Below are 20,781 nucleotides of genomic sequence, written 5' to 3'. Positions count from 1 at the left end.
AATATGTGCTTCGTAGCTAGACTTATTTGTTTCATATGTAGCTTTATGTGAGTTATAAGTCATTGTCGCTTCTTCGAAAATCGTTAACTGTTTTTTGTACGTTTCTTTTAATCCGTCTAACGTCGTTTTAAGTTGATCAGCTATTTCATAGGTTTTATCAGCTTCGTTTTTGGAGGTATTGTAGTCTTCTAAGGCAATATCATATGCTTTTTTTGTATCCTCATATTCTGTTTTTGCTGTGGTGTATTCTTCTAATATGCTCTTATAATCTTTTTCCAACGCTTTCTGAACAGATGACTTTTGTTCTACTGTTGCAGCCAGTGCATGTATAGGAATACCAGAACCTATGAGAGCCACACTAGAAAGCAACATAAATTTAAACGAACCTTTTTTCCATGAGTCATTCATTAAATCACACTACCTTTCTTTTTTTAATAATATTCATATAGTAAATAAATAAAACCTTAATGAATTGCATGCTTTATCAAATGTAATTATACATTATTTTAATGTATAGTTACATTATTTTTAAGTTAAACATTTATCACGTTTTTCGTTGTAATTGCAATTTTTTGATAATCAAATGACGTATAATAATAAAAATAAGTATTATAGAATGGTCTTTTCTAGAAAAAGTACTAAATAGCTTGGTGATAGAGAATTTTTACCTTGGAAGAAAATTATTTTGATTTTTGTATAAAGTTCAGGAAATATGACTATTTATGTGAGGAGTATTATAGAGAATTAAGGAAAGTGGAAAAAATGCTATATGATTTCTATAAGATTTTTGAATACAATTGATATAAAATGTAGAATATGTTTAATAAACTTTTCGAAGTACATGCTTTGATGATTTGTATCAATTTTTTTGATCAAAAGAATGATTAAAAGTAATGTAGCGTTTTAATTGTTAATTCTTGTGTAAGTTAAATTAAAACTTCAGATTTCTGACAAACAATCGTAATAAAGAAACCTATCTTTCAACACAAAATAGTCACACTTTCAGGTTATTATAAATTCATACCAAACAAACAACCCTAACAAAACACTTTTTCATTTTTTAACTCCTTTTACCCACTCTTCCCCAAAGAGTGGGTTATTTGTTGTGAATCACCATGACTGGCTCCGCCAGAATGGATGATTAACAATGCAAGGCGTGTGAAGAGAGAAGCCACCCTACTAGAAAATCACCAAACCCCAAATCAAAATAAAAAATTGATGTTCATTTTTCGAAAGAACCTTCTATCGATCAGCAGTACACTAAAGCTACAAAACGAAGGGACTGATGATCAATGAACGAAACCAAAACAACCCATTTCAGAAATGCTCACCAACAAAAGAAACCACTTGTCTTACTAAATATTTGGAACGTAGCCAGTGCCGATGAGCTGACGACCCAAACTATCAATTTAATTCCAACAGGTAGTTACGCAATGTCAGATTATTACGGCTATCAGGATGGTGAAAATATGCCATTTGATGAACTACTAGGCTACATAAGACAAATGGATACCCAAAACAATTACATTACCGCAGATATTGAATCAGGATATGCTACAAATGGACTAGAGCTGGCAAAGAATATTGAAGCTCTCATCAACATTGGCGTCATCGGGATCAATATTGAAGATAAAAAACCAAATACGGAAACCCTGTATTCCATAGCAGAACAATGTGTGCGACTGCTAGCGATTAAGCACCAAACCAACGCCATGAAAAAAGATCTGTTTATCAATGTAAGAACGGATACCTATTTTATAGGTGATATTGCTGCAAATAACCAAGATGAACAAGTTTTAAATCAAACGATTGCACGAATCAAAGCGTATGAAAAAACTGGAATCGATGGTATTTTTATTCCAGGGTTGAAAAACCAAGAACATCTTAAGCAAATAGCAGCAGCCACTACGTTACCGATCAATATTATGCTAGATCTCCAAAACGACTCCATTGCAGATTATTTAGATACAGGAATTTCAAGAATCAGCTTTGGACCTTCGATCTATATGCTTTATAATGAATATGAAACAGACGATTTAATTACATTTTACACATCGTTACTGGCTGACTTAGCTCAATACGAGGAGCAAGATCAGATTGAATTATTTAGAATACAGTAGAAAGGGGAATGCTCAATGATCAGCGAAAAAGAAAAAAAGCATTACTATCAAGCCTTGCTAGCAAAAGATTCAACATATGACGGTATTTTCTTTGTTGGGATCAGCTCTACTGGTGTCTTTTGCCACGCAACATGTCCTGCAAGAAAACCGAAGTATGAAAATTGTACATTTTACGAAACCGCCGAAGAGGCACTGTTAGCAGGTTATCGTCCTTGCAAACGCTGTAAACCACTATCTTATCCAAGAGAAATCCCGCTTTTAGTGCAGCAAATGGTGGAATTAGTCGAAGAAAATCCAGAAAAACGTTGGAAAGACCAAGATTTCGCAGAGTTGGGCATTCACTCAATGACTGCTAGAAGACAATTTAAAAAAGTGTATGGTATGACCTTTGTTCAATATGCACGCTCAAGAAGGATGGGGATGGCCTTGAAATCAATCAAAAATGGGGAGAAACGAATCGATACGCAGTTGGATGTCGGCTATGATTCACCAAGTGGTTTTTACGATGCTTTTTCAAAAATCATGGGTAGAAATCCAAAACAATCGAAAGAAATCAAAATATTATCAGCCGATTGGATCGATACGATTTTAGGCCCAATGATGAGTATTGCGGATGATGACTATCTGTATTTATTGGAGTTTGTCGATCGGCGTGGGGTGGAACGAGAAATTGAACGCCTACGTAATCGACTGAACGCTTCCATCGTCCCAGGTAAGACCAAAATCAATGAACAGATCAAAGCAGAATTGAATCTGTATTTTGAAAAGAAGCTGGATGAATTTCAAACGCCTTATCTATGCTTGGGTTCAGATTTTCAAAAGAGGGTGTGGCAAGCGTTGACCGAAATTGAGCGTGGTAAAACATCTTCGTATAAAGAATTGGCAGCTACGATTGGTAACCCAAAAGGGATGCGGGCAGTGGGGAATGCGAATGGTGCTAATCAGTTAGCGATTATTATTCCCTGTCATCGTGTGATTCAGACAGATGGTAGTCTAGGTGGTTACGGCGGTGGTTTGGAGCGGAAGAAGTGGTTGTTGAAGCATGAACGGGAATATCGTTAGAGAATAAAAAAGAGTAGACAATGGTCAGAAAAAAATCTGAGTATTGTCTACTCTTTTTGAAGTTACCAGCCACCAGAAAAACCACCACCGCCAGATGATCCACCACCACCGGAACTTCCTCCTCCGCCACTACTGGAAGAACCACCAGAATTGCTACTTCGATAACTTGAGGTACTAAAATGCTGCAATGTCTGATAGTCAGCAAAATTGATTCCTGGTATTTCTCCTAAAAATAAACATTTATCAAGATCACGGATCGCTTTTGGATAATAAGTTGACTCAATTTTTTTGAAATCTCGTTCTCCTTTTTTAAAAGCTTTAGGTAATGCTTGTTCAAAGTTGCCAGCTTCTTTTAAAAAATCTTCTTTACTAGTATCTTTCCCTTTTAGCAGATGATATGAAACGAGTAAAACGAGTAATTTTTCTTTTTGTTTTGTGTAAAAGGACTTTGATACATGTGCTTTTACGTAGACTTGTACAATCTTTCTTGTTTGAACGAATGTAACTCTTGCTTGAACGATCGTTTGTAACATTTCTAAGTAGTCATTATCTGATTTTTTTAGTTGCAAGCGTAATTGTTTTGTTGCTTGCTCGATTTTCTGCGGCTCTGTTAGAAAATCAATTAGATGCTGAGAATATTCTTCATAGTACCGTTGGCTGATGTCTAGACAGAGTTTGTAGTAAATCATTTTATTCGCAGTTATTAAGTGATGGGTTCGATATTTTCCTATCTCAATTGAGTAATTTATTATGTCGCTTGTAAATAAAATTTTTGCCAGATAGCGTTGTAAGTATTGATATTTAGCAAAATTTGAGAGAATTAATATCCAAATAGGTGACGATTCGATCTGAGAAATCAGTGTTTTTTCACTTAAATCAACGTTTCCCAATGTCTTTACTTTTAATTCTTGAATCGAATCAAACAGAGACAGTTTTAAAAGGCGTTTCACTAAAAAGCTTCTAAAATAGAAGTAGCTTATAATAATCCCTACGGCAATGAGCAATAGAGCAATAAAATGAGTCATAATAAAACTTAGAACAATTTCAACATAGTCAAAAAAACTCTTTTCTGGTTCTGTGTAGTAATAGTGTTCTTTATTATAAGAATTACTTGCTTGTTCTAAATCCTGAACTTCCTTTTTCGCTACTTCGTAATTGCCATAACGTTCGTTAACGATAGAAATGATATTATGACTGATGATCGTCAAACCTTGATCATACTTTTCTTCGCGAAATAATTGTTCCACACTTGTGGGGACAATGTCACGTTTCATACTATCTGTAATCACGTCTTCTACACCATATCCAACTTCTAAACGATATTTCCGATCAGATACTGCAATGACAAATAAAAAGCCGTTATTCAGGTCTTTATTGCCGATTCCTAACGTTTGAAAGGTTTTATCTGCATAGGTTTCGATCGTTTCATTTTTGGGTAATTTCTTGATGGTCTTTAGAACAAATTGTGGATGACCAGTTAGTTGTTTGAAATCTGATTCGTTTGCTTGGATGATCGCTTGTTTTGTTTCGTCGCTTAATAGACTAGCTTGATCGTCGACGAAGAAGCTTTCGGCTGAGCTGGTTTGTGGGGTGGAAAGTGTGAATAGGAAAAGGGTAGTGAGAAAAAGGATTGTTTTAAGAATGTTTGGGTTGGTAAAGTGTGTGTTTTTTTTATGTGTGTGATTTGAGTTCATTTTGCTCCTTTTGATTGTGTTAGTGTAGTTATTACTCATTTTTTTAAGTTCAAATACTGTTCTTTAAAATTTAATAGCCTAATCCCTAATTCGTCTGAAAAATCCCACTGATCTACTATGAATATATGGTAGGAAATTCTGCCCTTTTTTTGATTACTATTTTCAATAGTATCAGTCATTAAGCGAACTTCTAAATAAATTTTTTCATATGATTTTTTATGAATACCAGTCGAATCACTAATTCTTAAATTTAATTCATTTAAGAGTTCTTTTCCCTCTTGTTTCAATAGAATCTGATTTGTTCCAAATTGTTTAGATTGAGAGTGCGTCATTACTATGTTCCTCCTAGAGTTGCTATGATTCTTTTTTTATCTTTTCTATTTTTTGATACACATGTTCGAGCTCTATCAATATAGGATCGTTGTAATTCCCTGTATCATCAACAAAATGTCTTGTTAAATCCATGAGATTAATCGTACTAGTAATTGTTTTACTACCGTCGATTTGTTCTAGAATATGGTTTATGGAATGTTCAATTCTAGCTAAGCTATAATTTGAATTATCATTTGGATAATTGTTCTTAATTAATTTTAAAACTTGTTTACAATGATATTCAATATTTTTTAGATTGCGAAATTTAATTAGATTACTTACCATTGAGGACAATTCTTCACTTCCAATCTAATAAAGGGACGTCTAAGGACTGAGGAGCTTCTTCTATAAAACCTAATCTGCTAACATATATCTGTTTATTTAAATCTTTCAACGTCAAATAATTAATTCCTCTATAGACTTCTAATTCTTGTTCGTTTGTCAATTGTATTTGTTGCATGATCTCGTTAGTATGGACGGATAATATAATTGTCCAATAAACTTCATCTCTAAAGTCTGCAACATTGCGATTCACGATACAAGATGGATCTTCATAAATTGTATTTCTATTTTCAGTAGATTTCCTCATAATTTTAAAATTTTCTTTGCCCATTGTTTATCAGCCCTTTATTTTAATTTATCTAAGTTAAGAGAAGCTGTATTACTAAGCTCTAGATATATAAACATGATCTAAGCTTTAAAATACTCACGCAATCTTTTATCTGTTCTCAATCACTCCACAAAATCATCTAAGGTAACATTGTCATCTGAATATGTTTTTAATCTTGTAAGGTTTCCTTTTTCACTAGTTACGAACACATTCCAAGTATTATCTTTTCTTTTTTTAAATATTGCTATCTTCGTTTTTGTTCATATCTAACGTACATTCTAAATAACTCTTTATGTTAAGTTTAACATAAAGAGTGGATAAATATTTTACACTTAACAAAAAAAGCAAAAAACTACTAATTAGAGTAATTTTTTACTTTGATTTTTACTTAATATTTAACTTTTTCTTTTTGTCTCAACTCTGTAATTTGTTGCTCCATTTCCTGCAATGCTTGTGAAAAGTCGTTATGAAATGCACAGAAAATTTGAGAACATGCATAGTAATTACTTGCAATTTTTTTCTTGTTTACTGGTCTATGTTTATCACTAAAAAAATCATTTAGTAGATTGAGTGCATTTTGCCAAGAATTAAGTTGTTCTAAAAGATCATGTAATGATTTTGTCGTTTTTTCGTTCAATAAGGTATTCATGATTTTCTGTTACTGGAATTGTTCCGTCTCGATCAAAGCTTACATCAATGATTCCTAGCTCATTGAGATCGCTTATGTTAGAGATACTGAATGTTCCTTCATTAAAGTTTTCAGTGTCTATTCTGAAACTTTTTCTATTCCCATATTTTGCAGGATCTAATACGTCTTTTTTAATATCTTGTAGTTTGGTATAGGCTTCCTTGAGATCTTGATAATAAGAACTTTTTTCTTTCACAAATTCTGGATCAGTATTCCAAACTAGAAGGTCGATCGTTTGGGCAGTATCATTATTTAACTCATTGTTTTCTATGATTTTTTCATTAGCAGCTTCAATTTTTTCGTTTATTCGTTCTACTTGTGATTGGATACGTTCTGCTTTTCTACTAATCGTTTTCAGAGGCTCACCATCGTTGTAAGGTACGTCCGTGTACTGAAAAATTTCGTTCATTTCATTTACATCTTCGGTATCAATTTTATAAGGTAAAGTGTTTAAACGTTCTTGTATACTCACAAGGTATTCATCATTAAACGTGCTTAGATTGTTCAGTGATGATGAGTAATTCATTTTTTTCAAAACAGTTCCGAAAGTTACTTTAGATGCTTCATCTGACGTGTTGATTATAAATTGTTTGAAAAACGCTTCACTATAAGTATCAAAGCAAAGTATTTATCTTCGATTCCTTCTAAGTCTTCAATTTGCTTTTCTACATCTGCTTTAGACGCTAATAACTGTTCATTCAAAGCATTCATTTGCTCGATATAACGACCATTTCCGTCATTTGAAGCAATAAAGTCATCCTGTCATGACTGATTCAAGTTTTCAAGCGTACTGTATAATTTATTGGTTTCTGAACTTAACACGCTGTCATCCATCGAAGTTAAGATTTTGACAAATTCTTCATATGATAATTTGCCATCAGCACGTTGTTTTAGTAATTGCTCTAGTAACGTTGAAAAATCTTGATGACTACTGACTAACGATTCTGGATTTTTGATAAAATCGATCAAGGTAGTTGTCAGTAAATCATTGGCTTGTAAGGCATTTTGAGATTGTGAAGTGATGCCAGGTAGATAGTCTTTAAAATTAATTGTTGGCTGATATAAAATATCTTGAAATTTGCTAACGGAATCTGTTTGGTTTGTATAGACTTTTTCAATATTTTGCTGAGCGGTATATAGATTATCAACGATGCTGACTACATATAAATCAACAAGTTGCTGGTTTAAATCATTAACGATTTTGCGACCAACACTTCTAGATTCATTTTCTAACGTAGCATTTCCATTGGCGTTGATTTTATAGTTGACTTGGACTTTTTCAGGTGCTTCACTATCTAGTTCTAAAAGTTTACTTGAAAAATTGCTTGGAATTGTCACGAGTAAGTTATAAGTGCCGGATTTTAAGCCATTTTCAGCGATTCCTCGGCTAACTGTAAACCAGTTATACGTTGCATCTTTTTCAATTTTTTTGACATAATCTGCGCCTAAGTTATAGTCTATGTTATTTTTGTTAACACCGTTATCTTCATTTACTAGTGCAATATTTAACCGCATATCTTGTTCTTCTTTCGCTTTGTTTGCAGATATATCAGTAAAATCTCGGTTCATAAATATCAGCATAATAAGAAAAATTACAACCATCCAAACAGACTTCAACATATAATATAGTTTTTTACTGTTCATTTATCATTCTCCTAAAAAAAGAGGAACAGTGAGGAGCAAGTGCCCTCCCTATTCCTCATTTATGTGGTTCTTATAGACCTCTTCCGATTGCTGAAGAGATATTTTGATCTGTTTCTTCTACAATGTTGGCAACTTCGTTTAATTGTTTGTTGATTTGCTCTAATAATTCAGCAAACTCAGATACTTTTGGTTTTAAAGCAGTAAATTGATCGTTAAAGCTGTCAAAACCGCTACCTTCCCAGTTACCTTGGATTGTATCTTGTTCAGATTGTAGCTTTTGTAAAATATCATTTACTTGGTTTGAACCATCCGTATATTTTGTTGCAGAAGTTCTTAGTTCTTGTGGGGATAATTTAATTCTATCGCCGGCCATTTTTCATTCCTCCAAATAGTTTTTTAGAAAGCAAAATAATGCTCACTAGTTACATAAACGTTACCATAAAAAAGGTTCGATAAACACTTAATGTAAAAAGTTGCGTGTTTTAAGTAAAAAATAACGAAAAAAATAGAATTATAACTTATTTTTAAGGTGGTTTTTTATCTTTCTGTGGTTTCTATAGTTACCTATGAGTCTGAAAAATAAAAAAATCTGTAAAAAACACAGATTTTTCAAGAATAATATAGTTTTTTTATGATCAAGTTTCAATTAAAATGTCACACAGCATTATGCTTTTCTTGTTTTGAGAAAAGTTGCATATTTTTCCTTTAACTCATCTTTAAAGGTTCTACTTATCGGTAAGGAGGTGTTGTTTTTTTGTTGTATATCCTCTTTAAATTGTTTGACAAATACTTCATTATTGGTGATTTCAACAATGTAATTTAGATTCACTACATAACTGCCATGTATTCGCGCAAATAAATCCTTGTTTAGTTTATCAATGATTTCAGCCATCATTAAATATGTTTTATAGACTTTTTCTGTTGTGTAAATGTAGGCAATCCGACCGCTTTTGGCAATGTAGATGATTTCACTCATTGTTAAGACAACAAGTTTTCGATTAAATGAAAATTCAAAATAAGCTTGGATTGCATTAAAATAGTTATTTGCTCGATCGATCGTTTCTAGCAAATCGTTTTGGTCTATCGGCTTCAATAAGTAATCAAATGCTTGGACTTTAAATACTTCAGGTATCCGTTGATTGTTATCCGCTATAAAAATAATCAGTGCTTCTAAATCGAAAGTGCGGATTTGCTGTGCTAAGGCCATACCGTCCATTTCGGTCATTTCAATAGAAATAAAGTAGATCTTATAAGTTGCTTCTATTTCATTAAGGTGGCGGACTAATTTTTCACCATTAGTAAAGAAATCAAATTCATATTGTTGAGAAGTATGTAGCTGAATGGTTTTCTCGATAGTTCCCATATCTTTCTGGTTGTTATCACACAATGCAATCTTCAATGGCTCATCTCCCTTGAGTTTAAGATTAAAAATGTATGTTTATGTAGTATAAATAGTTTTTAAACTTTTTATTTTTATCAATTATAATCATAGCATATTTTTTTTACAGAAATTCTCAAAAATTGTACGAAATGAAGTCATTTTAGAGAAATTGTTATACTCTTTATCAATAATAGAAACTTAGAAATTAAATATAGGAAAACCTCATATAGAGCATTGGGTCCTTTTTTTGTTATACTAAATAAAACACTGGGGGAAAGTAGATGAAAATAGAGAATCTATACAATTCAGATCATCAGCCAATCGGTTATGCAGTAAAGGATTGGTCTAGAAGAGAATATCCAACAAAAGTGCTGCTGGAAGGGACGTATTGCCGGTTAGAAAAAATAGATCCTATCCGACATATTGAAGATTTGTATCATGTTTACGGACCGACAAGTCCTTCGAAAAATTGGACCTATTTACCAATGGAGCCGTTTGAAAGTAAAGCGGCACTTGCTACTTATTTAAAAACAATCAGTCAATCACAAGATCCATTTCATTATGTAATTATTGATCAGGTTAGTGGAAAAGCATTGGGAACATTGGCTTTGATGCGGACAAATCCAGAACACGGGACGATTGAAGTCGGCTTTGTTATCTATTCTGATCAATTGAAGAAAACACGAATCGCCACAGAAGCCCAATATCTTTTAGCGTGCTACGCAATCGACGACTTAGGTTATCGACGGTATGAATGGAAATGTGATGCATTAAATGAACCTTCTAGAAAAGCAGCTTTACGTTTAGGTTTTACCTTTGAAGGGATTTTTCGTAATGCATTGGTCTATAAGGAGCGTAACAGAGACACTGCTTGGTTTTCAATTATCAATAGTGAGTGGGCTGACAGGAAAGATCGACTGGAATCTTGGTTGGATGAAGCAAACTTTACTGTTGAGGGAGAGCAAAAAAGGCGTCTAAATGAATGCTAACAACAAATAAGCTTAATTTGAAGGGAAACCAATACAATGAAAAAAGAAGTGCAACTAACAAAAGTTCCAAAGCCGATGATTTTTACCGATGTTGCTCCAACATATTTAACAGATGAAACGATGCTCGAAAGAAAACAGAAAGTCTTGGAAAACATGAAAGCAGAAGGTTTTGACAGTATCGTGATTTATGCGGATAAAGAACATGGTGGTAATTTTGAGTATTTAACAGGCTTTATCCCTCGTTTTGAAGAAGGACTGCTCATCTTAGATGCAACAGGAGAGTGTACACTCGTCCTGGGAAATGAAAATTTGAAAATGGCAAAAGTTGCTCGAATTGAAAATCAATTGATTCATTTTCCGCTGTTTTCTTTGCCAAACCAACCAATGGATAACGAAGCAAGACTGGAAACTATATTTACAACAATTGGCTTAGCGAAGAAGCACAAAATTGGCGTAGTAGGCTGGAAAATGTTTACTACTACTGAATCGGATAACGAAGCGTATTTTGATTTACCTTATTTTATTATCCAAGCACTTTTAACAAGTAAAAATGCGCAAGCTGTGCTCAAAAATGCAGCTCATCTGTTTATTCGAGGAGATCAAGGTGCTCGTACAACCAATAATGCGAATGAAGTGGCTCATTATGAATATGGTGCTAATCTAGCATCCAGCTCTATTTTGAAAGCAATGGATGCGGTTGAAGTAGGGGTGACGGAAGCTGTATTAGGGAATGAATTAACAGCAGAAGGACAAACGAATACAGTTGTGACGATTGCTGCAACTGGACAACGGTTTGAATATGCTAATGTTTATCCAACACATAAGCAAGTCAAACTAGGCGACCCATTGTCTTTAACCACTGCCTTTAAAGGTGGGTTATCTAGCCGAACTGGTTTCGTTATAGAAAATGCGACGCAACTTCCAGCAAATCAACCGGATTATCTAGAGAGAGTTGCCAAACCCTATTATCAAGCTGTGACTGCTTGGTTAGAAACAATCAAAATTGGCATGCAAGGCAATGAACTTTATCAAACCATTGAGTCGGTTTTTCCTAAAGCTGATTATCATTGGCTTTTGAATCCAGGTCATTTAGTTTCAGATGAAGAATGGATGTCTTCACCGATTTATGCCGGATCTGAAGAAACATTGAAAAGTGGGATGATTTTACAAATCGATATTATTCCATCTGTGGCAGGCTATACAGGCGTAAGTGCTGAAGAGTGCGTAGCTTTGGCTGATAAAAAGTTGCAAAGACAAATTGAAGCCGATTACCCTGAACTATGGCAGCGAATCACTGCACGAAGAAGCTATCTTAAAGAAGTATTGAATATCGAACTAAGTGAAGATATCATCCCATTGTCCAACACTGTGGGGTATTTACGTCCGTTTTATTTAGCAAAAGAGCAAGCTTTCCGCTGTTCTAAGTTGTGATTGAAAATAAGGAGCTGACCATTCTCTTTAACGGTCAGCTCCTTATTTAATTTTTTATAGCCATTGTTACACGTGAAACATTTCTGATACTTCTCGGATAGTAATGTTATTTTTCAGTAGCGCAACATTTTCAATAGAAACATATCCTACTGCTTGCTCAAGGGCATTACTCATTCCACAAGCCATGGCATACCGTAGTGTTTCTTCTATAGAAAAACCTTGATCTAAAGCAAATGCTACACCTCCTACGGTTGCATCACCAGAACCAGTCGGGTTGATGACATCGATCATCGGTAGGGTAATATCAAAAATCTGCTCATGATATTTCGCAATTGCACCATCACCGCCACAAGAAACTAGGATAAAGGGAATTCCTTGTAATATAGGGTGGTTCAGCTGTTTGATGACTTCATTTTTAGTCATAATAGAAACGTTTAGTAATTCCGCGAATTCATGAATATTCGGTTTGATAAAATAAGGTTTTATCGGGCTTTTTAAGGTATTGTGTAGTTGTTTTCCAGAAATGTCTGTTAGGACTTTTATATTGGCTCCAAGTTGCTCGTTTAACTGTTGTAAATAGTCGTGGTATAATCGTTCATTTTTTGTGTTGGCTGACCCACACAAAGCAATGATCGGTCTTTTTTTTTGTTCCAATGAAAAATCGATTACTTGATCTATAATCTTCTTTGCGGTTTCAGCAGTAATTTCTGGTCCAAGCTCTACGATTTCTGTTTGATTTTTTTGGCGATCCATCACAGTTACTGCATTTCTTGATTCTCCAGCAATGGGTAGAAATATAGTTTGAAAGGGTTCTTGTTCAAGTGCTGTACGAATAGACTCCCCATTGAGACCCGCCAAAACGCCCATTGCCGTCACGTTCCCGCCTAAAATGGCTGCAGTTCTTCCGGCGTTGATTCCTTTTCCACCGACTGCTTTGATCGGATTACTGCAGCGGTTCATCTCACCCAGAGTAAAGGTATCGGTAAAATAAATCGAGTCCATTGATGGATTTAGTGTCACTGTTACAATCATTGTTGTTTTCTCTCCTTCAGATACTAAGCTAAGCTGAGGTTCTGAAAGAACCGAGAACCTTCAGTTAACTGGTTTATTTAACAATTTTCCATAAGATTGGTAGAAATTAAAGGTTGGTTCATCGATTTTATTGTCAGTGATCACGTAGTCTAAATCAGATAATTTATAAAACGTATAGACATCACTAACATTAAACTTGGTACTATCTGCCACGACAATTTTTTGTTTTGCATTTTTAAAAGCTGCACGTTGTACGCCACCTTCTAAATAGTTAGAAGTCGTTACATTGTTGTTATAGATGCCATTTGTTGCTGCAAAGGCAATATCAATATTGATTGTTTCAAAAGTCTGCTCTGCATGTTCTCCGATAAATTCTTCTGTGATCGGTGTAAAATCCCCCCCAGTTAATAAGATGCGATAGTCTGTGTGCGCAATAATGTAATTAAAGGCTAACAAACTATTGGTAACGATCATCAAATTTTGTTTTTTGATAAAAGGTAATGCATATAAAATCGTGGTTCCAGCACCAACGAAAACAACTTGGTGATCTTGGATCAAAGAGTTCATGATTTTACCGATATATTCTTTTTGTTCGATATGTAGATTGATTTTCTCGTGAGTAGCCAGCTCTTTGTCTTTACGATCGATTTTCTGTGCTCCTCCATATAAGCGAACTAGTTGATTAGAATCACTTAGTTCCGTGATATCTCTACGAATCGTCATTTCTGAAACTTGTAGTTCTATGGCTATATCGGACACGGTCATAAATGTGCTTTTTTCCAATAGATCTAAAATATGGGCATGTCGTTCTCTTTTTAACATAAAAAGGTCTCCTTTTTGTTCGAAAATGTTTATCTATTACATTTTAAACGTAAAACGAACAAAAAACAATCGAAAGAAAGCGTTGACAAACCATTATACAAGTTGTATTCTTTTTGTATAAACAAAGTTTAACATATATTTACAAAGTTGAACATAAAAAGTTTAAATATGTATAGAATGGAGAAGAATAATGAGTACAAAGCAAATGTTCCAACCAGAGCTAATTGATTTAAATGTGACTGCTCAAGATGAAGACAAATTATTTGAATGTATTGCGGAGCGGCTACAACTAGCGGGGTATGTTAATAATGGCTACTTAGAAGGGATCAAAACTAGGGAAAAAGGGTTTCCAACGGGCTTGATCACAGAATATCTCAATATAGCCTTACCTCATTCAGACACAGAATATATTGAGAAGCCTTTCATATATGTTGTTAGAACAACAAACCCAATCAGAGTTAAACAAATGGGAGACAATCAAGAAATGGAGGTGAGAGATTTATTTTTCTTAGGCATCAAAGAACCTTCAAAACAAGTTGGTTTGCTACAGGAGTTAATGGTCTTATTTCAAAATGAAGCATTTGTATCGAAGTATAAAAAAACGACTGAAAATGAAGGCGTATTCAATTTGTTCATAAAACAATGGGAGGAAGTAAAAAATGGCTAGAAAATTAATTGTGGCGTGTGGGAGCGGAGTGGCGACGAGTACGACAGTAGCAGAAAAAATCAAAAGTAAGTTTGATGCAGATGCGATTGATTATCCGGTTGAAGCAGTGGACTATAAATCGATTTTACAAGAATTACCAAGTGCTAGTATTTACGTTTATATTGCAAAACCTGATGATGAAGTACTACAAGAAGCTGAAAAATTAGGCGTTTCCGTCTATGCTGGGGTTCCTTTTTTGACTGGTATGGGTCTGGATGAAATTTATGAAGGAATCGTTAACGACACGAAGAAATAAAAAAAGAGCTCAGATTATGACGAATCTGAACTCTAATAGACAATGAAAAAATATAGCTCACAATCTAAATTAAAACGATACAAACTAATCATACCAAAAAAATAAAAAGATAGGTAGGTAGAAGAGATGGGAATTTTTCAATCTGTGATTGATTATATATTGAACCTAGGATCTGCTATTTTTGTTCCGTTGATTATCCTGATTATCGGGTTGATCGCTCGAATGCCGCTGAAAAAAGCTTTTATGTCAGCGATTACGCTTGGTGTTGCCTTTACTGGAATGAGCATGGTGATCGGATTTATGTCAGATGCTGTTAGTCCAGCGTCAGAAGCGATGGCTAAAAATACGGGCATTAGTTTACCCGCTCTTGATTTAGGCTGGACGGGTGCGGCAAGTATTACATGGTCTTGGTCGTATGCATTTGTGTTTTTTGCGGTTGTCTTAGGTGTTAACTTTATTATGCTTCTATTGAACTTAACGAAAACACTCAATGTTGATATGTGGAATGTCTGGGGGAAGGCGTTAACTGCCTACTTGGTGTATTTTATTAGTGGATCGCTGGTTGCAGGCTTTATTGCGGCGGTTGTACAAGTGGTTTTAGAATTAAAAATGGGGGATATGTTCCAACGCCATATTCAGGATTTAACAGGTATTCCGTTAGTGACTGTCACACATTTGATGAACATTTCTGCAGTATTAATGTTACCGGTCAATATTGTGATGGATAAGATTCCGTTCTTTAACAAAAAGGCTGATACTTCGGCTTTAAAAGCAAAAATCGGAATTTTTTCTGAAAATAGTGTGATGGGGTTCATCATTGGTGTGTTACTTGGATTTGGCGCAGCATATGGGATTTCTGGTTCATTAAACTTAGGGATTCAAGTAGCGACAGCAATGGCGTTATTTCCAATGATCAGTAAAATGTTTATGCAATCACTCTCACCTTTGGCTGATGCGATGTCAGAAATGATGAAAAAACGGTTTAAGGATCGTGAAGTCTATATAGGATTAGACTGGCCGATTTTAGCTGGCCGTTCTGAGATTTGGGTGACTGCGATTATCTTGGTACCAATTTTTATTGGGTATGCCATGATTTTACCAGGCAATCAGGTGTTGCCACTTGCCGGAATAATCAACTATTCGATTGCTGTTGGAGGGTTACTATTAACGGGAGGAAATCTTTACCGTATGATCACACTGGGCATTATTTATACACCACTTTATTTATATGGCGCAACCTATCTTGCACCAGTCTTGACTGGATTAGCGAAAAAAACAGGTGCGGTGGACTTAAAGGGTGGCAGTATTACGTGGTCATCGATCGAAGGTCCGGAATTTAGAATCTTATTTGCAGAAGCAGCTAATTTGAATCTTGCAGCAATTGTCGGATTTATTATCTTTATCGCTATGTTCATCTGGTTATACAAGTATATGGCAAAGGAACCTGTGCCAAGTGCACGTTATGAAGAAGTGAAAGATTAAGTGAAGCACAGAGAGGACTGGATAATATGGATCAAAAAGGAAAATGGATGCTGTTACTGTTTACGGATATTTTACTGTTTATATTGGCGCTATCGATCAACATCACGCCATTGTATTTTCTAGTCATGATCCTTTCCTTTTATATTTATAAAAATGGCAATGCAGTACTTTTTAAAGAATATGATGAACGAAAAAAGCAAAAATATGAAGAATATAAAGTTGTACAGAACGCGGTAAAAGAAGCAATCCGTACAGGGAATTTACTAAAAAAGAAGAAGGAGCTGTAATGAATCATGGCAGATGGAAGAATTTTATTTGAACGTGAAAGAGAAGATATGGCAAAAATCGTACAACTGATTTTTGAACGTAAAAATACGAATGTCGCTGGGGGCAATTTTTCATTTAAAACAACGGATAAAGACGGGAAAGAGTACATCATCATGACGCCCACTATGATGTCTCAAGCATATCTTGGGCATGTTTCTCCTTCACAGATTTTAGTGGTAGAACCTCACACAAGAAGAGTTGTTGCAGGAGAAGGTGGTTTAACAAGAGAAATCAATATGCATGAAGCAGTCTATGATGCAAACCCTGAAATCAAGTCAGTTTTACATGCCCATGCCCCAAATAGTATGTTTTGGGCAACGAGTGGACTAGATATGCCTAACTTGACCGAGGCAACTCAGAAAGTAGAATATATTGAAGTCTTGGAGTTTGAGCCCAATTGTTCAGAAGAATTAGCAGAAATCGTCAGCAATCATATTAAAACGATGGCGAGAAAAACGTTACCGCATGAATTTTTATTGGATAGTCATGGGGTTTTAATAACCACAGGTGGGGAAACGGGGATGGAAGCTATCCATTCAGCATTAGCTATTCTAGATACCGTTGAATGGAATGCCGAAATTGCGTATAAACAAACGATTTTCCAAAAACTAGGTATTTTGGATGGCTATTACTCTAAAGGGGTCAAAATTGGCACAATTGACGATTTGATAAACCGTGAGCCAATTTACAATCAAAAAATAAAAATAACCGCTGGCGGCGATTAAAAATAAAAAAGAAGCTGTTCCTTTAAACCGATTCAAGGTTTTAAGGAACAGCTTCTTTTTTATGGCTGACAACAGGTAATTTTTTTATGCATATAATAGAAAGAAACATTTTATTAGAACTGTTATAAATCTTGCTAAAAACATTGCAAGAAATCTCTATTTGCGTTAAAGTAAGAAAAGACAACTGTGAAACATTTTCTGTTTCACGCAAGGAAGGATACATATGACACCTGAAGAATTTAAACAACTATTAAGCCAAAAAGGGATTCAATTATCAGATCACCAAATGGAACAATTTACCCGTTATTTTGAGTTACTCGTTGAATGGAATGAAAAAATGAACCTAACCGCCATCACAGAAAAGAAAGAAGTTTATTTAAAACATTTCTATGATTCTATTTCGTTGGCATTTTTTGAAGATTTTTCAACGAATAAATCGATTTGTGATGTGGGTGCAGGAGCAGGGTTTCCTAGTATCCCGTTAAAAATCGTTTTTCCTACCTTACAAGTAACGATCGTTGATTCGTTGAATAAGCGAATCATATTCTTAACAGAATTAGTCAACGAGTTGCAATTGGAAGGCGTCTCTTTGTATCATGACCGTGCGGAAACGTTTGGGCAAAAAGAAGCGTTTCGTGCAGCGTTTGACTATGTAACCGCTCGTGCTGTTGCTCGTTTAAATGTGTTGAGTGAACTCTGTCTGCCGCTAGTGAAAAAAGATGGGTTTTTCTTAGCCTTAAAGGCAGCTAAAAGTGAAGAAGAAATCAACGAAGCAAAATCTGCAATTGCTACATTAGGTGGTAAATTTCAAAAGGAAGTTTCATTTGAACTTCCAATCACACATGATGAGCGTCATATCGTTGTGATTCAAAAGAAAAAAGAAACCCCTAAAAAATATCCAAGAAAACCAGGATTACCCAATAAACAACCAATCAAATAAGATGGAGGGACACAAATGGCACGAATAATTTCTGTAGCGAATCAAAAAGGCGGCGTGGGTAAAACCACGACCACTGTGAATCTAGGTGCTTGTCTTGCCTACTATGGTAAGAAAGTGTTGCTGATCGATATTGATGCTCAAGGAAATGCAACAAGCGGTATCGGTGTCCGTAAACCAGACGTTGCAACTGATGTTTATGATGTATTAGTGAATGAAGAACCAATCAAAAATGTGATTCAGCAAACCTCTAGAGAAAATTTAGATATCGTCCCAGCAACCATTCAGCTTGCGGGCGCAGAAATTGAATTGACTTCGATGATGGCCAGAGAATCTCGATTAAAAGCTGCTATAGAAGAAATAAATGATATCTATGACTTTGTTTTGATCGACTGTCCACCGTCTTTAGGGCATTTAACGATTAATGCTTTTACAGCAAGTGATTCGATTTTGATTCCTGTTCAATGTGAATATTATGCATTAGAAGGGTTGAGCCAATTATTAAATACAATTCGTTTAGTCCAAAAACATTTTAATCCAGAACTGCGTATTGAAGGTGTCTTGTTGACCATGTACGATGCTAGAACCAACTTAGGGGCTGAGGTAGTTGAAGAAGTCCGCAAGTATTTTCGTGAAAAAGTCTATGATACGATCATTCCTAGAAATGTTCGATTGTCTGAAGCACCAAGTCATGGTTTGTCAATTATTGATTACGATCCCCGTTCACGTGGTGCCGAAGTGTACCAAGCACTAGCAAAGGAAGTGTTGGATAATGAGTAAAGGAAAAGGTTTAGGTAGAGGTATTGATGCATTGTTTCAAGATTTTGCTAGTTTGGAAGATGTTGATGTTCAAAAAGAAGAAGTCTTAGAAATTCCCTTAAATGAACTGCGTCCAAACCCTTATCAACCAAGAAAAACGTTTGATGAGGCATCCCTTCAGGAATTAGCGAACTCGATTCAACAATCAGGTGTATTTCAACCGATCATTGTCAGAAAGTCAGCAGTTAAAGGGTATGAGATTATTGCCGGTGAGCGCCGTTTCCGTGCATCAAAATTAGCAGATAAAGAAACTATTCCAGCAATCGTCCGTGAATTTGATGAAGAAGCTATGATGCAAGTAGCTGTTTTAGAAAATTTACAACGGGAAGATTTAAATCCCTTGGAAGAAGCAGAAGCTTATGATATGTTGATGAAAAACTTGAAACTGACTCAAGTAGAAGTTGCTGAACGTTTAGGAAAGAGCCGCCCCTATATTGCCAATTATTTACGTCTACTAACATTACCAACTCAAGTCAAAGAAATGGTTCAAGGCGAAATTTTATCAATGGGACAAGCTAGAACCTTACTAGGGTTAAAAGATAAAGAGCTGATTTTACCTTTGGCTAAACGAGTAGTTGCGGAAAATCTAACGGTCCGTCAATTGGAGCAAATAGTCAATGATTTAAATGAAAATCAGGGTAAGAAAACTCCAAAGAAAGAAAAGAAAAATACCAAAGATAAACCTTACTACATCCGTGAAAGTGAAGATCGCTTAATGGATAAATTTGGTACGACTGTCGCTATTCAAGAAAAAGAAGGCAAAGGGAAGATTGAGATCGAGTATCTTTCACAGTCAGATTTAGCAAGAATTCTAGATATTTTAGAGATACATTTTGATGAAGCTTAGTTAATCAAATAAAGAAAAGCGTGAAGCAAAACTAAAAAGTTTTGCTTCACGTTTTTTGTTTTTTTAAAGGGGTGAAGTATGGAATTTAAAAAAAATATATTAGTAAAATATTTAATAAAATTATTATATCGAAAAATAACACATTTTTTCTTGTTTTTATATAAAATAAGAAAAATATATAATTGTTCAAATTAAAGCGTACAGCTCTTGTTTATTAGGTACTTAACTTAAATACTCATATTACGAGTATACAATAAATAATTTGGACATGTCAATGAGGAATAAAAAAATAACAATATATTTAATTTATGGATAATACAGTTTATTTAAAAGGTAAATCATGTATTTAACAATAAAACAGTGATGTATAGACAGATTATTATATAAAAAGAATGGAGATCACACCTAACTATTCTATCTCCCATAATTAATAAAGACCCTTATATAGATTTACTTATTTTTATACGCCGTCAAATGAACCGTCAAAAATATCGATTTGGATCAATAACTTTACCTTGTTAAAACGATAAAAATTATGTTTTGAGTATACGCAATCTAATAAAGTAACAATTTTTATATTTATATAAATACCTAAATGGGTTAAAAAGAGGTGGTTAAAAAATAAGAAGCTAGAAATAACTTTAATTTTCCGAATTTTTTTCAAATTCCTTAAAAAAAAGAAACTCTTCAAAAAAATCTGAAAAGAAAATAGCTAGGCAGAATTGTATTTTAAGTAAGACTGACAGAAAATGAATAGACAGAATCATCGTTACCATCTTCATTTATAAAAGTATTATCGAATTATTTATTTTTATAATAATCATTATTTTAAAGAAT

At 34.6% G+C, this 20,781-nt stretch carries 23 protein-coding genes; 12 read left to right on the top strand and 11 right to left on the bottom strand.

The genetic code is table 11. The features are described 5' to 3' along the window. Positions 1-408, bottom strand: a 408-nt coding sequence (locus A5819_RS19205) for a hypothetical protein (protein WP_217809028.1), incomplete at its 3' end; no start/stop codon positions are given. A gap of 884 nt (positions 409-1,292) precedes the next feature. Between A5819_RS19205 and A5819_RS06195 the strand changes: the two genes are divergently transcribed. Continuing rightward, positions 1,293-2,120: an isocitrate lyase/phosphoenolpyruvate mutase family protein gene (locus A5819_RS06195; protein WP_086277635.1), complete on the top strand. Its 828-nt coding sequence runs from the start codon at positions 1,293-1,295 to the stop codon at positions 2,118-2,120. Between the two features lie 15 nt (positions 2,121-2,135). After that, positions 2,136-3,182: a bifunctional transcriptional activator/DNA repair enzyme AdaA gene (locus tag A5819_RS06190; RefSeq protein WP_086277634.1), complete on the top strand. Its 1,047-nt coding sequence runs from the start codon at positions 2,136-2,138 to the stop codon at positions 3,180-3,182. 62 nt (positions 3,183-3,244) lie between these two features. Here the strand turns inward: A5819_RS06190 and A5819_RS06185 are convergent, their stop codons facing one another. From A5819_RS06185 to A5819_RS06145, 8 genes are all read right to left on the bottom strand, one after another. Continuing rightward, the gene (locus tag A5819_RS06185) at positions 3,245-4,876 is read right to left on the bottom strand and encodes a YgcG family protein (protein ID WP_176271370.1); all 1,632 of its coding nucleotides are present in this window, start codon (positions 4,874-4,876) and stop codon (positions 3,245-3,247) included. Between the two features lie 35 nt (positions 4,877-4,911). After that, positions 4,912-5,208, bottom strand: a complete 297-nt coding sequence (locus A5819_RS06180; RefSeq protein WP_086277632.1) for a hypothetical protein — start codon at positions 5,206-5,208, stop codon at positions 4,912-4,914. 338 nt (positions 5,209-5,546) lie between these two features. Further along, positions 5,547-5,861 carry a hypothetical protein gene (locus A5819_RS06170; RefSeq protein ID WP_086277630.1) on the bottom strand — a complete coding sequence of 105 codons (315 nt, stop codon included), beginning with the start codon at positions 5,859-5,861 and terminating at the stop codon, positions 5,547-5,549. 602 nt (positions 5,862-6,463) lie between these two features. Beyond that, positions 6,464-7,018 carry a hypothetical protein gene (locus tag A5819_RS06160; RefSeq protein ID WP_086277628.1) on the bottom strand — a complete coding sequence of 185 codons (555 nt, stop codon included), beginning with the start codon at positions 7,016-7,018 and terminating at the stop codon, positions 6,464-6,466. Between the two features lie 107 nt (positions 7,019-7,125). Continuing rightward, the gene (locus A5819_RS19705; protein WP_254907225.1) at positions 7,126-7,257 is read right to left on the bottom strand and encodes a hypothetical protein; all 132 of its coding nucleotides are present in this window, start codon (positions 7,255-7,257) and stop codon (positions 7,126-7,128) included. 51 nt (positions 7,258-7,308) lie between these two features. Further along, the gene (gene esaA, locus A5819_RS06155; RefSeq protein ID WP_086277627.1) at positions 7,309-8,190 is read right to left on the bottom strand and encodes a type VII secretion protein EsaA; all 882 of its coding nucleotides are present in this window, start codon (positions 8,188-8,190) and stop codon (positions 7,309-7,311) included. A gap of 70 nt (positions 8,191-8,260) precedes the next feature. Further along, complete coding sequence (locus A5819_RS06150) at positions 8,261-8,563, bottom strand: WXG100 family type VII secretion target (protein ID WP_010766560.1); 303 nt, start codon at positions 8,561-8,563, stop codon at positions 8,261-8,263. Between the two features lie 291 nt (positions 8,564-8,854). Then, positions 8,855-9,589 carry a LytTR family DNA-binding domain-containing protein gene (locus tag A5819_RS06145; protein WP_086277626.1) on the bottom strand — a complete coding sequence of 245 codons (735 nt, stop codon included), beginning with the start codon at positions 9,587-9,589 and terminating at the stop codon, positions 8,855-8,857. Between the two features lie 263 nt (positions 9,590-9,852). Here A5819_RS06145 and A5819_RS06140 point away from each other — a divergent pair, with 263 nt between their 5' ends. Both A5819_RS06140 and A5819_RS06135 read left to right on the top strand, forming a co-directional pair. Then, positions 9,853-10,560: a GNAT family N-acetyltransferase gene (locus tag A5819_RS06140; RefSeq protein WP_086277625.1), complete on the top strand. Its 708-nt coding sequence runs from the start codon at positions 9,853-9,855 to the stop codon at positions 10,558-10,560. Between the two features lie 36 nt (positions 10,561-10,596). Further along, positions 10,597-11,991 (top strand): Xaa-Pro peptidase family protein, encoded by a 1,395-nt coding sequence (locus A5819_RS06135; RefSeq protein WP_086277624.1) that lies wholly within the window; start codon positions 10,597-10,599, stop codon positions 11,989-11,991. Positions 11,992-12,057: 66 nt separating this feature from the next. Here the strand turns inward: A5819_RS06135 and A5819_RS06130 are convergent, their stop codons facing one another. Then, positions 12,058-13,023, bottom strand: a complete 966-nt coding sequence (locus A5819_RS06130; protein WP_086277623.1) for a 1-phosphofructokinase family hexose kinase — start codon at positions 13,021-13,023, stop codon at positions 12,058-12,060. Between the two features lie 60 nt (positions 13,024-13,083). Further along, positions 13,084-13,845 (bottom strand): DeoR/GlpR family DNA-binding transcription regulator, encoded by a 762-nt coding sequence (locus A5819_RS06125; protein WP_086277622.1) that lies wholly within the window; start codon positions 13,843-13,845, stop codon positions 13,084-13,086. A gap of 190 nt (positions 13,846-14,035) precedes the next feature. Between A5819_RS06125 and A5819_RS06120 the strand changes: the two genes are divergently transcribed. From A5819_RS06120 to A5819_RS06085, 8 genes are all read left to right on the top strand, one after another. Beyond that, positions 14,036-14,512, top strand: a complete 477-nt coding sequence (locus A5819_RS06120; RefSeq protein ID WP_086277621.1) for a PTS sugar transporter subunit IIA — start codon at positions 14,036-14,038, stop codon at positions 14,510-14,512. Beyond that, complete coding sequence (locus A5819_RS06115) at positions 14,505-14,807, top strand: PTS sugar transporter subunit IIB (RefSeq protein ID WP_086277620.1); 303 nt, start codon at positions 14,505-14,507, stop codon at positions 14,805-14,807. The genes A5819_RS06120 and A5819_RS06115 overlap by 8 nt, the downstream gene beginning before the upstream one ends. A gap of 126 nt (positions 14,808-14,933) precedes the next feature. After that, positions 14,934-16,289 (top strand): PTS galactitol transporter subunit IIC, encoded by a 1,356-nt coding sequence (locus A5819_RS06110; protein ID WP_086277619.1) that lies wholly within the window; start codon positions 14,934-14,936, stop codon positions 16,287-16,289. A gap of 26 nt (positions 16,290-16,315) precedes the next feature. Continuing rightward, positions 16,316-16,576, top strand: coding sequence for a hypothetical protein (locus A5819_RS06105; protein WP_086277618.1), 261 nt, complete (start codon positions 16,316-16,318; stop codon positions 16,574-16,576). Positions 16,577-16,582: 6 nt separating this feature from the next. Next, positions 16,583-17,341, top strand: a complete 759-nt coding sequence (locus A5819_RS06100; RefSeq protein WP_086277617.1) for a class II aldolase/adducin family protein — start codon at positions 16,583-16,585, stop codon at positions 17,339-17,341. Between the two features lie 223 nt (positions 17,342-17,564). Next, positions 17,565-18,281 (top strand): 16S rRNA (guanine(527)-N(7))-methyltransferase RsmG, encoded by a 717-nt coding sequence (gene rsmG, locus A5819_RS06095; RefSeq protein ID WP_086277616.1) that lies wholly within the window; start codon positions 17,565-17,567, stop codon positions 18,279-18,281. A gap of 15 nt (positions 18,282-18,296) precedes the next feature. Further along, the gene (locus A5819_RS06090) at positions 18,297-19,058 is read left to right on the top strand and encodes a ParA family protein (RefSeq protein ID WP_010762166.1); all 762 of its coding nucleotides are present in this window, start codon (positions 18,297-18,299) and stop codon (positions 19,056-19,058) included. Further along, the gene (locus A5819_RS06085; RefSeq protein ID WP_086277615.1) at positions 19,051-19,944 is read left to right on the top strand and encodes a ParB/RepB/Spo0J family partition protein; all 894 of its coding nucleotides are present in this window, start codon (positions 19,051-19,053) and stop codon (positions 19,942-19,944) included. The genes A5819_RS06090 and A5819_RS06085 overlap by 8 nt, the downstream gene beginning before the upstream one ends. Positions 19,945-20,781: the final 837 nt, after the last annotated feature.

This window comes from Enterococcus sp. 7E2_DIV0204, assembly GCF_002140855.1.
Taxonomy (GTDB): Bacteria; Bacillota; Bacilli; order Lactobacillales; family Enterococcaceae; genus Enterococcus_L; species Enterococcus_L lemimoniae.
The sequence above is the reverse complement of the archived record's forward strand: the minus strand, read 5'-3'. Positions and strand labels throughout refer to the sequence as shown.